The following is a 13580-nucleotide window of genomic DNA, read 5'->3' as shown; positions in this document are numbered from 1 at the left end:
CCCATTCCACCGTTTATACATCACTTTGACCGAGAAAGGGCGCACACGTCGACACTCCGTCACCCTCGTGCCGCCGGGGATGAGTTCTGCTAGACTGCCGCCGACCCCGAAACGCCCCGCGCCGCGCACTCGCCGGCAGCACCGCCGGCGCCAGGGGGTGTTGCGGTACGCGCCGGGGCGGGTACCGGGACCGTTGGCATAGAGAGACGACATGAAGCTCCTGTTGATCGTGTTGCTACCGCTGGCGGGCATTGTACTGCCACCCGTGCTGGTACGCGCCGGACGCACCGCCAGTGCGTGGGCCGCCGCGACCCCCACCGCGCTGGCACTGGTGCTGCTGGCCGGGATGGCACCAACGGTCTTCGAAGGCGGCGTGGTCGAGGCGAGCTGGCCGTGGATGCCCGCACTGGGGCTGAACCTGGCCTTCTTCCTCGATGGCTTCGGGCTGCTGTTCGCCGGCCTCATCCTCGGCATCGGGCTGCTCATCATACTCTACGCGCGCTACTACCTCAGCGAGGACGACCCCATGGGTCGTTTCTACGCGATGCTGCTGGCGTTCATGGGGGCGATGCTTGGCATCGTGCTCTCGGACAACATCCTGCTGCTGGTGGTGTTCTGGGAACTCACCAGCATCAGCTCGTTCCTGCTCATCGGCTACTGGCGCCACCGCGCGGACGCGCGCCAGGGCGCGCGCATGGCATTGGCGGTGACCGGCGCCGGCGGACTGTGCCTGCTCGCTGCGGCGATCCTGCTCGGACACGTGGTCGGCAGCTACCAGCTCCAGGCCATCCTCGCCGCCGGCGATACCATCACCGCGAGCCCGCTGTACCTCCCGATCCTGGGGCTGGTACTGCTCGGGGCGTTCACCAAGTCCGCCCAGGTGCCCTTCCACTTCTGGCTGCCCCATGCCATGGCGGCGCCTACGCCGGTCAGCGCCTACCTGCACTCCGCCACCATGGTAAAGGCCGGCGTGTTTCTCATCGCCCGGCTCTATCCCGCGCTCTCGGGCACCGAGGAGTGGTTCGTGCTGGTTACGGTGATCGGGCTGGCGACCATGGTCTTCGGCGCCTACGGCGCGCTGTTCAAGGACGACCTCAAGGGGCTGCTCGCCTACTCCACGATCAGCCACCTCGGGCTGATCACCCTGCTGTTCGGGCTCAACACCCAGGCGGGCGTGATCGCCGGCGTTTTCCACATCATCAACCACGCGACGTTCAAGGCGTCGCTGTTCATGTCCGCGGGCATCATCGATCACGAGACCGGCACCCGCGACATCCGCAAGCTCGGCGGCCTGCGCCACTACATGCCGGTGACGATGTGGCTCGCGGCCATCGCCGCAGCCTCCATGGCCGGCGTGCCCCTGTTCAACGGCTTCCTGTCCAAGGAGATGTTCTTCACCGAGGTGGTGGTGGAGAGTGAGCGCCTAGGCGGGATCGGCTGGCTGCTGCCGGTGTTCGCCACCATCGGCGGCCTGCTGAGCGCGGCCTACTCGCTGCGCTTCGTCCACGACGTGTTCTTCGGCGACGAGACCGGCGCCCTGCCCCGCCACCCCCACGAGCCGCCGCGCTACATGCGCGTACCCGTGGAGATCCTGATCCTGATCTGCGTGGTCGTCGGCGTGGTCCCCTCGCTGGCGATCAGCACGGTCCTCGCCACCGCCGCCGGCGGCGTGCTGCTCCAGGCGCCGGAGCCATTCAGCCTGGCCCTGTGGCACGGCTTCAACGTCCCGTTGGTGATGAGCGTGCTCGCGCTGGCGGGTGCCGTGGCGCTCTATTACCAGCGGGACGCCGCCGAGCGCTGGCACGAGCGGACCTTCCCGGCGTTCACGGGCAAGGGGTGTTTCGAGTCGGTGCTCGCCGGCGCCATCGCGGCGAGCCGCCGGCTCACCGCCTGGCTCGACGACGGCAGCGTCCAGCGCAACGTCGTGCTGGTAATCGGCACCGCCGTGGTGATGGCCGCGGCAGGCGGCATCACCGGCGGGCTGGACGCGGGGAGCCGCGCGCTCACCCCGGCGCCGCTGCCCGCGGTCGCGGTCTGGCTGATGGGCGTTATCGCCACGGTCGTGGTCGCGCTGCGTCACCACGACCGTTTTCTGGCGCTGGTGGCCACCGGCGTGGTCGGCCTGCTCTCAGCGCTGACCTTCATCTATATCAGCGCGCCGGACCTCGCCCTCACACAGCTCTCGGTGGAGGTGGTCTCCACGGTGCTGCTGCTGCTCGCGCTCAATGTCCTGCCCAAGGAGACCCCACACGAGAGCAGCCCGGGACGGCGCTGGCGCGACGGTGTCCTGGCGGTCGCCGGCGGCGGTGGCATCGCCGCGCTGGCCTATGCCGCGATGACCCGGCCGCTGGACTCGATCTCGCGCTACTTCCTCGAGACCAGCGTGCCCGGCGGCGGCGGCCACAACGTGGTCAACGTCATCCTCGTCGACTTCCGCGGCTTCGATACCTTCGGCGAGATCACCGTGCTCGGCATCGCCGCACTGTGTGTCTACGCGCTGATCCGTGACGAGGCCCACACCATGGCGAGCGCGGACACCGAGGCCCGCCACCCAAGGATGCTGCTGATCGGCTCCAGGGTGATGCTGCCGCTGCTCGCCGTGGTCACCGTGTACGTGTTCCTGCGCGGCCACAACCAGCCCGGCGGGGGGTTCATCGCCGGGCTGATCGCCGCCGTGGCGATGGTCACCCAGTACATGGCGAGCGGCGTGCACTGGACCGAGCAGCGCCTGACCGGCAACTACTTCCCGATGATCGGCGCCGGCCTGCTCACCGCCGGGTTCACCGGCCTGGCGAGCTGGCTGTTCGACGTGCCCTTCCTCACCAGCACGTTCTCCCACGTGAACTGGCCAGTGGTCGGGGACTTCGAGATCGCCAGCGCCGTGGCCTTCGACCTCGGCGTGTTCCTGACCGTGGTCGGCTCGGTGGTGCTCATGCTCTCGCAGTTCGGCAAACAGCAGCCGCCGGTGGAGGGGCGCTAGCTCATGGAGATCCTCATCGCCAGCGGTATCGGCGTGGTCACCGCCGCCGGTATCTACCTGACGCTGCGGGCGCGCACGTTCCCGGTCATTCTGGGGCTGACGCTGCTCTCCTACGCGGTGAACCTGTTCCTGGTCAGCACCGGGCGGCTCGCGATCAACGCGCCGCCGATCGTCCATGAGGGCACAAAGGCCTACACCGATCCGCTGCCCCAGGCGCTGGTGCTCACCGCCATCGTCATCGGCTTCGCCATGACCGCCTTCGTACTCGTGCTCGCGCTCAAGGCCCGGCGCGAGCTCGGCAGCGACCACGTGGACGGACGCGAATGACACACCTGCCCATACTGCCCGTGCTCATCGCGGCGTTCGCCGGCTTCGTGCTGGTGCTGATCGCCGGCGCGCCGCTGTTCGTCCAGCGTGTGCTCTCGGTGACCGCCACCGCCGCCGGACTGGTGACGGCGATCGTGGCTGTCACCGCAGTCAGCGACGGCTCGGCGATCGCCTACGCCCTCGGCGACTGGCCGGCGCCCTACGGTATCGTGCTCGTGCTCGACCGCCTGAGCGCGCTGATGGTGCTGCTCACCGCCGTAATCGCCATGATCGCGCTGCTGCAGGCGATCCAGGGCACGGACCGGCGCGGGCGGTTGTTCCATGCGCTCTACCAGTTCCAGCTCATGGGCATCTACGGGGCGTTCCTCACCGGGGACATCTTCAACCTGTTCGTGTTCTTCGAGATCCTGCTGATCGCGTCCTACGGCCTGCTGCTCCACGGCCACGGGCCGGGCCGCACCCGCGCGGCGGTGAAGTACGTGGTGATCAACCTGGTGGGATCGGCGCTGTTCCTCGTCGGGGTGGGCACGCTGTACGCCGTGGCCGGCTCACTCAACATCGCCGACCTCGCCGGCCGGGTCGCCGAGGTCGCCCCGGCGGACCGGGGCCTGCTCTACGCCAGTGCCTTCCTTCTGGTCACGGTGTTCGCGATCAAGGCCGCGCTGGTACCGCTGTCGCTGTGGCTGCCGGACGCCTATGCCGGCGCCACCACGCCGGTGGCGGCGCTGTTCGCGATCATGACCAAGATCGGCGTCTACGCCATCCTGCGGGTATACACGGTGGTCTTCGACGCCCCGGCCTCGGCGGCGGTGGAGGCCATCGGCCCCTGGCTGCTCGGCGCCGCGCTCGCCACCATCGTCATCGGGATGACCGGCTCACTCGCCGCTGCCGGCCTGCGGCGGCTCGTCGCCTACGCCATGCTCACCTCCGTGGGCACCATGGTCGTCGGCATCGCGGTATTCACTCCGGCGTCCATCGGCGGCGGTCTGTACTACCTTCTCCACAGCACCATCGCCACGGCCGGGATGTTCCTGCTCGCCGGCGTTCTCGGCGAGTTCCGCGGGGACTCGGGCGACCGTTTCGAGCCGGCACCCCGCCCCGGCGGCTGGGCCACCCTAGGCCTGCTCTTCACCGCCCTCGCGGTGGCCGTGGCCGGCCTGCCACCGCTCTCCGGCTTCCTCGGCAAGACCCTGATACTCCAGTCCGTGGCGGGCGTCTCGCCCACGACACTGGTATGGCCGGTGGTGCTCGCCGGCAGCCTGTTCACCGTGGTGGCGTTGAGCCGCGCGGGCAGCGCCCTGTTCTGGAAGGACGAGCCGCCGGCGGGGCCGGTCACCGCCCCGAACATGGCCGCCTACGTGCCCGCCGGGATCTGCGTGGCCCTGGTGGTGGCGATGACGGTGTTCGCCGGGCCGATCAGCGGCTACACCAAGGCCACCGCGGGTGATCTCCTCCACGGCCCGGGGGCGTACACGCAGGCCGTCATGGACGCCGGCCGGCAGACCAGCCCCGGCCACCACGACGAGGGGGCGTGACATGCTGGCCAGACTGTTTCCCAATCCGGTGCTTTCGGGGTTCGTGCTCGTAATCTGGATGCTGCTCGTCGACAGCATCGGTGCCGGCGCGATTCTCGTGGGCGTGATCCTCGGCCTGATCATCCCGCGGCTCACCCAGGGGTTCTGGCCGGACCGCATCCACTTCCGTCGCCCGAAGGTGCTGTTCACGCTGATCCCGGTGGTGGTCTGGGACATCATCGCGGCCAACGCCGCGGTGGCCTGGATCGTGCTCACCCGGCGCAATCGCGACCTGCGCCCGGTATTCCTGATCATCCCGCTGGAGATCCGCGAGCCCCATGGGGCGATGGCGCTGGCGAGTATCATCACCCTCACCCCCGGAACGGTGTCGGTGCAATTCAGCGCGGACCGGACCACCCTATACGTGCACATGCTCGACTGCCCGGACGAGACGGAGGCCGTGGAGGACATCCGCACACGCTACGAGCGCCCGCTCAAGGAGCTGCTGGAATGCTGACGGTCACGCTCTACATCGGCTTCGCCGCCGTGATCGCGGCCATGGCCATGAACCTCTACCGCCTGCTCGCCGGCCCCACCGCCGAGGACCGCGTGCTGGCGCTGGACACGCTCTACATCAACGCGATCGCGCTGATCCTGCTGGTCTCGATCCAGTTCGCCGACCGCATCTACTTCGAGGCGGCGCTGCTCATCGCCATGATGGGCTTCGTCGGCACCATCGCGCTGGCCAAGTACCTCGGCCGCGGCGCGCTCATGGACTGAACGGAGGCGACCGTGTCGGAAGCCATCACCGCCGTGTTCATCCTCATCGGGGCCTTCTTCGTGCTCGTGGGCTCGCTGGGCCTGCTGCGTTTCCCGGACTTCTTCACCCGGCTGCATGGCCCGACCAAGGCGACCACGCTGGGGCTGGCCAGCCTGCTCGCCGCCTTCGTGGCCTATGCCGCGGGTACGGAGAGCGGGGTGACCGTGCGCGAGTTCCTGATCACCTTCTTCCTGTTCATCACCGCGCCGGTGAGCGCCTTCATGCTCGGGCGCTCGGCGCTGCGCCGCCGCGTCGACTCCGTCGCCCCGCGGCCCGCGGCCATCGACGACGACGAGGCGGAGGACGACCCCGCGTGATCGATCCACAGCGCGTCGCCGAGGACGCCCGCCGCGCCCTGGACGAGGACGTCGGCAGCGGCGATATCACCGCAGTGCTCCTGCCCGCGGAGCGCATCGACACCGCCACGGTGATCGTGCGCGAGCCCGCCGTGGTCTGCGGCCGCCCCTGGTTCGACGCCGTCTACCAGGCCCTGGACCCGGCGGTGCATATCGACTGGCACGTGGACGAGGGCGATGCCGTCAAGGCGGACACCCTGCTGTGCACCCTTAACGGCCCGGCTCGCAGCCTGGTCACCGGTGAGCGCACGGCGCTCAACTTCCTGCAGCTGCTCTCCGGCACGGCCACCACCGCGCACCGCTACGCCGACGCCCTGGCAGGCACCGGCTGCCGGGTACTCGACACGCGCAAGACCCTGCCGGGGCTGCGCCATGCGCAGAAGTACGCCACCGCCTGCGGCGGCGCCGTGAATCACCGCCAGGGGCTGTTCGACGCGATCCTGATCAAGGAGAACCACGTCCTCGCCTGCGGCGGCATCACCTCGGCCGTTCAGGCCGCCCGCCATCACCACCCGGCCGTCACCGTCGAGGTGGAGACCGAGACCCTCGACGAGGTCGCCGAGGCCCTGGCCGCCGGTGCCGACATCATCATGCTGGACAACTTCCCGCTCGCGGCCATGCGCGAGGCCGTGACCATGAACGCCGGCCGCGCTAGGCTCGAGGCCTCGGGCAACGTCGAGTGGGAGGGCCTGGCCGGGATCGCGGCGACGGGTGTGGACTACGTGTCCACCGGGGCACTGACCAAGCACGTTCGCGCCGTGGACCTGTCCATGCGCCTGCAACCCGGCAGCAGTCCGCCGGCGTAACCGACTCTAATGCACCGCGACCGACACGGAGGTTCGACATGTCGCGCTATACCCTCGCCCTCGCGGCCCTGCTGCTCCTCGCCCTGCCCACGGCCGCGCCCGCGGGCAAGGCAAAGGCCCGCTATTCCGCGCCCTATCTCCTGGACGATCCGGACTCCACCGCCGAGCGCGGCCGGCGCCTGGAGCCCGGCGAGCCCGTGACCACCGACCGCCGCGAGGGCCGCTACGTGCACGTGCGCACCCGGGACGGCAACAGTGGCTGGGTCCGCAGCAGCCAGCTGCGCTGAACCCCGCCACCCGCGGCACCGTGTCGGGAAAGCGGCGTCGCGGCATCACATCCGTGAAACCCCGCCGCGCCAGCGTGACCCGCGTCCCGGCAAGCCCGAGCGAGCATCATGGCGAAGGCGACCCCCTGCTCTGGCTCAACCACTGGATGAACCGGACCCGGCGCCTGCTCGGCTTCCCGTGCTCCGTGCTCGTCCCTGGCCCGGGCCATGAAGCACCGCGTCGCCAACGCCACCGACTACATCGCCCGCTTCGAGCGGGCCGCGGGGCGGGAGGCCCGAAGGCGGGGGAAGGACGGCGTGGTCTGCGGCCACATCCACCGCGCCGAGATCGAGCGCATCGACGGCGCGCTCTACACCAACTGCGGCGACTGGGTGAAGAGCTGTACCGCGTTCACCGGCGCCGCCGACGGCCATCTGGCGCTGGTGCACTGGAGCGATGCGGCACGGGGCCCCTGAATCGTTGCGACGCCGCCCCGCCGCAGCAGGCCGCGGCCTGAGCCCGCGGGCCCCGTGCCGCTACTGCGGTGCGCGGATGATCATGCGCTCGCCGCTGAGCTGGATGTCGAAACGGCCGAGGTAGCTCATGCCGAGCAACGCGGTGTCGTCGCCCAGCCCCGGGTTAACGGCTCCGCGCACGTCCCGCGCGGCGAGGCCACCGAGGGCGGACGGTATCCAGCCGCGTGAGGTGGCCCCGCACGCGGCCGTTGGCCGTGCTGAAGGTCGCCACCGGCCCCTCCCGCAATCCCAGGCGCGATGCGGTGCCGGGGGAGACGGTGACGTAGGTGGCGCCGGTATCCAGCAGAAAGGTCACCGGCTCGCCGTTGATGCGCCCCGTGGCGACGAAGTGGCCGGAACGGTTGCGCTCCAGCACCACCCGGCCATCCCCGCCGGTCTGCGCCACGCCGGCATTCGGGTTACGCCGTTCCTCGAGCACCCCCTGGAACCACCAGGCGCCGAGCCCCAGGACAAGCACCCAGAACGCCATCATCATGCCCCGGCCCATGCGCCGCTGACCCCGCGCCTGTTCATCCATGGCCATCGTCTCCTGTCACCGCTGCGCCGCCGGCGTATCATCGACGACGGACATCCACACGCGAGGGCAACCATGCAGGTCGACGGCGCCCTGTTGCGCGAGATCCTGCGACGGCTGGCTGCCGGACCGGTAGCCACCGAGGATATTCCGGACCGGCCGACGGAGACCGTTGCCGTTCACCTCCACTGGCTGCGGAATGCCGGTCTCGCCACCGCACCGGAACCCACCGGGCGGCCCTCCCGGCTCACCGCACTGACCGGCGACGGCGCCGGCCTCGCCCGCCTCGCCGCGGACGAGCGGCGCTGGGGAATGCTCGTCGAGCGCCTGCGCCGCTACCCCCATCACCAGGTGGCGACGGCGCTGTTCACGCTGGCGCGGGCGCACTGACCCCCGTCTCCGGGACGATGTCCACCAGGCAGGTCTGCGCGCTCGGCGCCTGCCCCAGCCCGGAGGTGGGGGCGTCCCGGGTGAGCGCGTTGGGGTTGCCCGAGCGCTCCGGCCCGCCGGCCGGGTCCGGAGTATAGTCGGAGCCCGTGGGCAGGACCGCGACCCCGGCCATCACGCCGTCCCACAGCCGCGCACCGGCGAGGCAGGCGCCGCGGTCGCTGATCACGCGCACCGTGTCGCCGTCGCTGATCCCGCGGGCGGCGGCGTCCGCCGGGTTTATCAGGACCGCCTCCCGCCCGTTGATCCGCGCCCGCCGGCTCGGCGCGGCATGGGTGTACTGCCCGTGCAGGCGGTTCGCCGGCTGGTGGGAGAGCAGATGCAGGGAGCGCCCTCGGCTGCTCTCTCCGCCCAACCACTCCGCGGGCGCCAGCCACTGCGGATGGGGCGGGCAGTCGGCCAGCCCCATCGCCTCGATGCGCCGGGAGTGGATCTCGATACGCCCGCTCGGCGTCGGCAGGGCGTGGCGCTCGGGGTCCGCGCGGAAGTCGGCGAGCTGCACCCGCTCCACCGGCGGCTCACCCGCGCCGAAGCGGTGATAGCCCCGGTGACGGAATGCCTCGTAGTCCGGCAGTTCCGGGTAGCGCTCGCGCAGTCCCGCGTACAGATAGCGCAGCCAGCCGTCGACGTCACGCCCCTCGGTGAAACGCTCCCCCTCGCCCAGGCGCCCCGCCAGGTCGGCGAAGATCGCGTAGTCGTCCCGGGCCTCGCCGTAGGGCGGGAACGCCTGTTCCATGGCCACGAGCGTGTCGTCCTGCGAGGAGCCGCCGATATCCTCGCGCTCCAGCGGCGTGGTCACGGGCAGGACGACGTCCGCGTGCCGCGCGGTGGCCGTCCAGAACGGCTCGTGGACGATCACCGTCTCCGGGCGCTGCCACGCGCGGGCCAGGCGGGTGAGGTCCTGGTGGTGGTGAAACGGGTTGCCACCCGCCCAGTACACCAGCCGGCAGTCCGGATAGCGGCGGCGCTCGCCGTCGTAGTCGAACGGCGCGCCGGGCTTGAGCAGCATGTCCGCGATGCGGGCCACCGGGATAAAGGCCTCCACGGGGTTGGGCAGCGGCGGCAGCCGGGTCAGCTTCCGGCGGTGGGCCCCGTTGCCCACCGACCCCGCCGCCGAATAGCCGGCGCCGAAGCCGCCCCCGGGCAGGCCGATCTGGCCGAGCATTGCCGCCAGCACCATGCCCATCCAGTAGACCTGCTCGCCGTGGTCCGCCCGCTGCAGCGACCAGCTCAGGTTGATCAGCGTCCGCGATCCGGCCATCTCCCGGGCCAGCTCCCGTATGGTCGCGGCGGGCACCCCGCTCACCGACGCCGCCCACTCCGCGTCCCTGGCCGGGGTGTCCGCCTCGCCCATGAGCGTGCACCGAAAGGGCTCGAAGCCCTCGGTATAGCGTGCGAGGAAATCCCGGTCGTACAGGCCCTCCTCGACCAGCGTGTGGGCGATACCCAGCATCACCGCGAGGTCGGTGTTGGGGCGCACCGGCTGCCACACCGCACCTGCCAGGGCGAGGTCGTCGCGCAGGGGCGAGAGGTTGATCAAGCGGCAGCCGCGCGCCGCGGCGGCCTGCAACGCCGGGCCCACCACGTGGCGGCCGATGCCGCCGGACTGCATCTGGGCGTTCTTCCACGGCACGCCGCCGAAGCACACCAGCAGCTCGGTCTCCCGTGCGATCACGGACAGCGAGGTGGAGGCCGCGCGGAAGGTATTGAAGTCGTAGCCCATCACGTAGGGCGTGATCACCTCGGCCGCGGCGAAGGAGTAGGTATTCACCGAGCTGACATAGCCGCCGGTCGCGGCAAGGAAGCGGTGGACCTGGCTCTGGGCGTGGTGGAACCGCCCCGCGCTTGCCCAGCCGTAGGAGCCGCCGTAGATGGCCTCGTTGCCGTGCTCGCACCGGGTGCGTGCCAGCGCGCGCGCGACGTGGTCCAGCGCCGTCTCCCAGGAGACCGGCACGAACTCGTCCCCGCCCCGGGGCCGCTCGTCGGTGGACGCCCCCTCGAGCCAACCACGCCGGATCATCGGTCGCCCGACGCGCTCGGGGCCGCGGGTCTCGCGCAGGACCTCGCCCACCGGTGAGGGGTCCGGGTCATCGGGCCAGGGGTGGACGGCGGTGACGGTCTCGCCGTCGATATCGAGGCGATACGCGCCCCAGTGCGTGAGCGTGCGGACGGTGCGGGTCATGGGGTGGCTCCATTCGACGCGGTACCCGGGTCTCACGAACCCGATCCCGACATACTAACCCGGTCGCCGGCCTGTGCGCTCGGGGGAAACGGCCCACCCGCAATCCCCGGCGCGTTACCCGTTCCCGGGCGACAGGGGGTAGACTCCCGCCCCGGAACCGGCACGAGGAGGGTCACAATGGCGGAGGCGATGCAGGACACCGGCGAGCTGTTCTTCTGTGGGCTGAACATGCAGCTGCAGGTCCCCGGCTACGCCAGCCGGGTGATTACCACGCTGCTCGGTGCGCGGGACGGTCAGTACCTCGCGCTGCATGACAATGGTGCCAATGGCGGCGGCCTCGAGCGCCTGCGCCTGCGTCCGGGGGACCCTCTGGTGGTACGCTTCTTCCACGAGGGCGTGGCCTACGGGTTCCGGAGTTACGTGCGCCAGCTCCTGCGTGAGCCAGAGCCCATGGTGTTCATCGCCTACCCGGAGGAGACGCAGTCGTTCGCGTTGCGGCAGACCCCGCGGGTGAACTGCCGGCTGCCCGCCCGGGTTCGCGTGGGCGACGACGGCGAGGAAAGCACGGCGCTGGTCCTCGACGTCAGCGAGCACGGCTGCCGGGTGGCGCTGCCCATCGCCCCGGCCGTCGACGAGAACGAGACCCTGCACATCAGCCTCGCCCTGCCGGAAGAGACGGAGCCGCTGGTGCGCTTCTCCGCCGACGTACGCCGACGCAGCGAGGAGGAAGGCCGGCAGGTCCTGGGCCTGAGCGCCGACCTGAGCCAGACCTTCCAGCGCCTGGGGGCCTACTTCCCCTCGGACTGATCCCCGCCGTCGAGCACGCCCCGGCGCATCTGGTCCTCCTCGATGGACTCGAACAGGGCCTGGAAATTGCCCTCGCCGAAGCCCTCGTTGCCCTTGCGCTGGATGAACTCGAAGAAGATCGGCCCGATCACGGTCTCGCTGAAGATCTGCAGCAGCAGCCCCTGGCCCTCGGTGGGGGCGCCGTCGATTAGGATGCTGCGCTCGCGCAGGGCCTCCAGGTCCTGACCGTGACCGGGCACCCGCTCGTCGACCTTCTCGTAATAGGTCGCCGGCGTGTTCATCAGCCCGAGTCCGTTGCCCGTCAGGGCGTCCACGGTGGCGCAGATATCGTCAGTGCCCAGGGCGATGTGCTGGATGCCCTCGCCGTTGTACTCGCGAAGGAATTCCTCGATCTGGCTCCTGTCATCCGAGGACTCGTTGATCGGGATCCGGATGCGCCCGTCGGGGCTGGTCATCGCCCGCGAGTGCAGACCGGTGCGCTTGCCCTCGATGTCGAAGTAGCGGATCTCGCGGAAGTTGAACAGCTCGGTGTAGTAGTTCGCCCAGTAGTCCATATGCCCGCGGGCGACGTTGTGGGTCAGGTGGTCGATGTAGGTGAGCCCGGCCCCCTTCGGTGCCGGATCGGCACCGGCCACGGGCTCGAAGTCCACGTCGTAGATGGACTGCTCACCGTAGCGGTCCACCAGGTAGACCAGGGCGCCGCCGATGCCCTCGATGGCGGGTATGTTGAGCTCCATCGGGCCGGTGCGCGGGGCCACGGGGGTCGCACCGCGGGCCACCAGCGTCTCGAGCGCCGCCGCGGCGTCACGCACGCGGAAGGCCATGGCGTTGGCGCAGGGCCCGTGCTCGCGGGCGAAGGCGGCGCCCTGGCTGTCCGGCTCGGCATTGACGATGAAGTTGATCCCGCCCTGGCGGAAGAGGCTGACCGCCTTGCTGCGGTGACGGGCCACCTCGCTGAAGCCCATGCGCCGGAACAGCGCCTTGAGCCCGGCCGGCTCGGGGGCGGCGAACTCCACGAACTCGAAGCCGTCCGTGCCCACGGGGTTGTCCCAGAGATCCTGATACTGCTCGGCCGCGCTCATGATGCGCCTCCTGCACGTCGGGTGGGTATGTCCGGGACGATACCGCACCGGTGACGCGCTGTTTTTGCAGAATCACCGCCTCACGCGCAGACTGTGCAATGAACCTGCATTGACACCGATCAATACGCAATGGACACGCACACCCTCGCGTTCGACACCTATGACCGCCGCCTGCTCGAGGCGCTGCAGGCGAATGCGCGCCTGTCCAACGTCGCCCTCGCCGAGCGCGTGCACCTCTCGCCGTCGCAGTGCCAGCGCCGACTCAAGCGCCTGGAATCCGCCGGCGTCATCCGCGGCTACGCGACGATGCTCGACCGCCGCCGCCTCGGACTCGGGGTGATGGCCTTCGTGAACGTCTCTCTGGAGAAGCACGGCACGGATCCGGCGCGCGCCTTCGCCGGGGGGATCGGCGAGTTTCCCCAGGTGCTGGAATGCTGGGCGGTGAGCGGGGACTCGGACTACCTCCTGCGCGTGGTCTCGCCGGATCTCGAACGCTTCTCCGAGTTCCTGCTCCACGAGCTGCTGGGCCTGCCGATGGTCGCCAGCGTGCGCTCGAACATCCTGCTCCAGCGGCTCAAGGAGACCACCGCCCTGCCCCTGGACCAGCTAGGATAGCCCCGAGCGCCGGGCGTCCAGCGCCTCCATGAGCTCCAGCGCCAGCGCCGCCCCCGGCGCGTTCACCCCAAGGTCGCGCATCAGCCGGGCGGCGCGCTGCACGCGCACCACCGCGTCGCCGCCAAAGCGCCACTCCGGCGGCCCGGCCCCCTCCGCGGGCTCGATGGCGCCCTCGTCCACCAGCGCCACCACCCAGCGGGACTCCACGCGGCAGAGACCGCTCACCTCGTCCAGGGTCCAGCCCCGGGTGTGCTCCAGTATCACCCCGCTCAGGGCCTCGTCGGCTTCCGTCATGCCGCACCTCGCATCCGTGTATGGCGGCATGCA

16 protein-coding genes are annotated in these 13580 nt (G+C 70.3%); 12 read left to right on the top strand and 4 right to left on the bottom strand.

Annotated features, from left to right (window positions below; all coding sequences use genetic code 11):
* Window positions 1–211: 211 nt before the first annotated feature.
* The 9 genes from C516_RS0108545 to C516_RS0108505 all read left to right on the top strand — a co-directional run bounded on the left by C516_RS0108545 (window position 212) and on the right by C516_RS0108505 (window position 7546).
* On the top strand, window positions 212–2980 hold the full coding sequence (locus C516_RS0108545; RefSeq protein WP_018717956.1) for a monovalent cation/H+ antiporter subunit A: 2769 nt from the start codon (window positions 212–214) through the stop codon (window positions 2978–2980).
* 3 nt (window positions 2981–2983) lie between these two features.
* On the top strand, window positions 2984–3307 hold the full coding sequence (locus C516_RS0108540) for a Na+/H+ antiporter subunit C (RefSeq protein ID WP_018717955.1): 324 nt from the start codon (window positions 2984–2986) through the stop codon (window positions 3305–3307).
* Window positions 3304–4842, top strand: a complete 1539-nt coding sequence (locus C516_RS0108535; RefSeq protein WP_018717954.1) for a monovalent cation/H+ antiporter subunit D — start codon at window positions 3304–3306, stop codon at window positions 4840–4842. The genes C516_RS0108540 and C516_RS0108535 overlap by 4 nt, the downstream gene beginning before the upstream one ends.
* A gap of 1 nt (window position 4843) precedes the next feature.
* Window positions 4844–5338, top strand: a complete 495-nt coding sequence (locus tag C516_RS0108530) for a Na+/H+ antiporter subunit E (protein WP_018717953.1) — start codon at window positions 4844–4846, stop codon at window positions 5336–5338.
* A complete protein-coding gene (locus C516_RS0108525; RefSeq protein ID WP_018717952.1) occupies window positions 5332–5601 on the top strand; it encodes a K+/H+ antiporter subunit F in 270 nt (89 codons plus the stop codon). Before C516_RS0108530 ends, C516_RS0108525 begins: the two co-directional genes overlap by 7 nt.
* Window positions 5602–5613: 12 nt before the next feature.
* Entirely contained in the window at window positions 5614–5958 is a 345-nt protein-coding gene (locus tag C516_RS0108520) for a Na+/H+ antiporter subunit G (protein WP_018717951.1), read from the top strand.
* A complete protein-coding gene (gene nadC / locus C516_RS0108515; RefSeq protein ID WP_018717950.1) occupies window positions 5955–6803 on the top strand; it encodes a carboxylating nicotinate-nucleotide diphosphorylase in 849 nt (282 codons plus the stop codon). The genes C516_RS0108520 and nadC overlap by 4 nt, the downstream gene beginning before the upstream one ends.
* Window positions 6804–6841: 38 nt before the next feature.
* Window positions 6842–7090, top strand: a complete 249-nt coding sequence (locus C516_RS0108510) for an SH3 domain-containing protein (RefSeq protein WP_018717949.1) — start codon at window positions 6842–6844, stop codon at window positions 7088–7090.
* Between the two features lie 207 nt (window positions 7091–7297).
* Window positions 7298–7546, top strand: coding sequence for a metallophosphoesterase family protein (locus C516_RS0108505; RefSeq protein WP_018717948.1), 249 nt, complete (start codon window positions 7298–7300; stop codon window positions 7544–7546).
* A 163-nt stretch (window positions 7547–7709) separates the two neighbouring features.
* On the opposite strand, the gene C516_RS19060 is transcribed toward C516_RS0108505, so the two are convergent.
* The gene (locus C516_RS19060) at window positions 7710–8123 is read right to left on the bottom strand and encodes a retropepsin-like aspartic protease family protein (RefSeq protein WP_245558754.1); all 414 of its coding nucleotides are present in this window, start codon (window positions 8121–8123) and stop codon (window positions 7710–7712) included.
* A 72-nt stretch (window positions 8124–8195) separates the two neighbouring features.
* Between C516_RS19060 and C516_RS0108495 the strand changes: the two genes are divergently transcribed.
* Entirely contained in the window at window positions 8196–8510 is a 315-nt protein-coding gene (locus C516_RS0108495; RefSeq protein WP_018717946.1) for a hypothetical protein, read from the top strand.
* On the opposite strand, the gene C516_RS0108490 is transcribed toward C516_RS0108495, so the two are convergent.
* Window positions 8488–10749, bottom strand: coding sequence for a molybdopterin-dependent oxidoreductase (locus tag C516_RS0108490; RefSeq protein ID WP_018717945.1), 2262 nt, complete (start codon window positions 10747–10749; stop codon window positions 8488–8490). The two genes, C516_RS0108495 and C516_RS0108490, sit on opposite strands and share 23 nt — an antisense overlap.
* Before the next feature lie 177 nt (window positions 10750–10926).
* Here C516_RS0108490 and C516_RS0108485 point away from each other — a divergent pair, with 177 nt between their 5' ends.
* Complete coding sequence (locus C516_RS0108485) at window positions 10927–11556, top strand: flagellar brake protein (RefSeq protein ID WP_018717944.1); 630 nt, start codon at window positions 10927–10929, stop codon at window positions 11554–11556.
* Here C516_RS0108485 and hppD read toward each other — a convergent pair.
* Entirely contained in the window at window positions 11538–12638 is a 1101-nt protein-coding gene (gene hppD / locus C516_RS0108480) for a 4-hydroxyphenylpyruvate dioxygenase (protein WP_018717943.1), read from the bottom strand. The two genes, C516_RS0108485 and hppD, sit on opposite strands and share 19 nt — an antisense overlap.
* Before the next feature lie 129 nt (window positions 12639–12767).
* Between hppD and C516_RS0108475 the strand changes: the two genes are divergently transcribed.
* Window positions 12768–13253 (top strand): Lrp/AsnC family transcriptional regulator, encoded by a 486-nt coding sequence (locus C516_RS0108475; protein WP_018717942.1) that lies wholly within the window; start codon window positions 12768–12770, stop codon window positions 13251–13253.
* Here the strand turns inward: C516_RS0108475 and C516_RS0108470 are convergent.
* A complete protein-coding gene (locus C516_RS0108470; protein ID WP_018717941.1) occupies window positions 13245–13547 on the bottom strand; it encodes a chaperone modulator CbpM in 303 nt (100 codons plus the stop codon). The two genes, C516_RS0108475 and C516_RS0108470, sit on opposite strands and share 9 nt — an antisense overlap.
* Between the last annotated feature and the right edge of the window lie 33 nt (window positions 13548–13580).

This window comes from Arhodomonas aquaeolei DSM 8974 (genome assembly GCF_000374645.1).
GTDB lineage: Bacteria > Pseudomonadota > Gammaproteobacteria > Nitrococcales > Nitrococcaceae > Arhodomonas > Arhodomonas aquaeolei.
Note: the sequence above shows the minus strand (reverse complement) of the source record. Positions and strands in the feature narration are given on the sequence as shown.

Excerpts from the sequence above, each read along its gene's own strand:
- C516_RS0108525 (WP_018717952.1), top strand. The coding sequence starts at position 5,332 with ATGCTGACGGTCACGCTCTACATCGGCTTCGCCGCCGTGATCGCGGCC.
- C516_RS0108545 (WP_018717956.1), top strand. The coding sequence starts at position 212 with ATGAAGCTCCTGTTGATCGTGTTGCTACCGCTGGCGGGCATTGTACTG.
- C516_RS0108540 (WP_018717955.1), top strand. The coding sequence starts at position 2,984 with ATGGAGATCCTCATCGCCAGCGGTATCGGCGTGGTCACCGCCGCCGGT.
- C516_RS0108475 (WP_018717942.1), top strand. The coding sequence starts at position 12,768 with ATGGACACGCACACCCTCGCGTTCGACACCTATGACCGCCGCCTGCTC.
- C516_RS0108535 (WP_018717954.1), top strand. The coding sequence starts at position 3,304 with ATGACACACCTGCCCATACTGCCCGTGCTCATCGCGGCGTTCGCCGGC.
- C516_RS0108505 (WP_018717948.1), top strand. The coding sequence starts at position 7,298 with ATGAAGCACCGCGTCGCCAACGCCACCGACTACATCGCCCGCTTCGAG.
- C516_RS0108490 (WP_018717945.1), bottom strand. The coding sequence starts at position 10,749 with ATGACCCGCACCGTCCGCACGCTCACGCACTGGGGCGCGTATCGCCTC.
- C516_RS0108470 (WP_018717941.1), bottom strand. The coding sequence starts at position 13,547 with ATGACGGAAGCCGACGAGGCCCTGAGCGGGGTGATACTGGAGCACACC.
- hppD (WP_018717943.1), bottom strand. The coding sequence starts at position 12,638 with ATGAGCGCGGCCGAGCAGTATCAGGATCTCTGGGACAACCCCGTGGGC.
- C516_RS0108495 (WP_018717946.1), top strand. The coding sequence starts at position 8,196 with ATGCAGGTCGACGGCGCCCTGTTGCGCGAGATCCTGCGACGGCTGGCT.
- C516_RS19060 (WP_245558754.1), bottom strand. The coding sequence starts at position 8,123 with ATGGATGAACAGGCGCGGGGTCAGCGGCGCATGGGCCGGGGCATGATG.
- C516_RS0108510 (WP_018717949.1), top strand. The coding sequence starts at position 6,842 with ATGTCGCGCTATACCCTCGCCCTCGCGGCCCTGCTGCTCCTCGCCCTG.
- C516_RS0108530 (WP_018717953.1), top strand. The coding sequence starts at position 4,844 with ATGCTGGCCAGACTGTTTCCCAATCCGGTGCTTTCGGGGTTCGTGCTC.
- C516_RS0108485 (WP_018717944.1), top strand. The coding sequence starts at position 10,927 with ATGGCGGAGGCGATGCAGGACACCGGCGAGCTGTTCTTCTGTGGGCTG.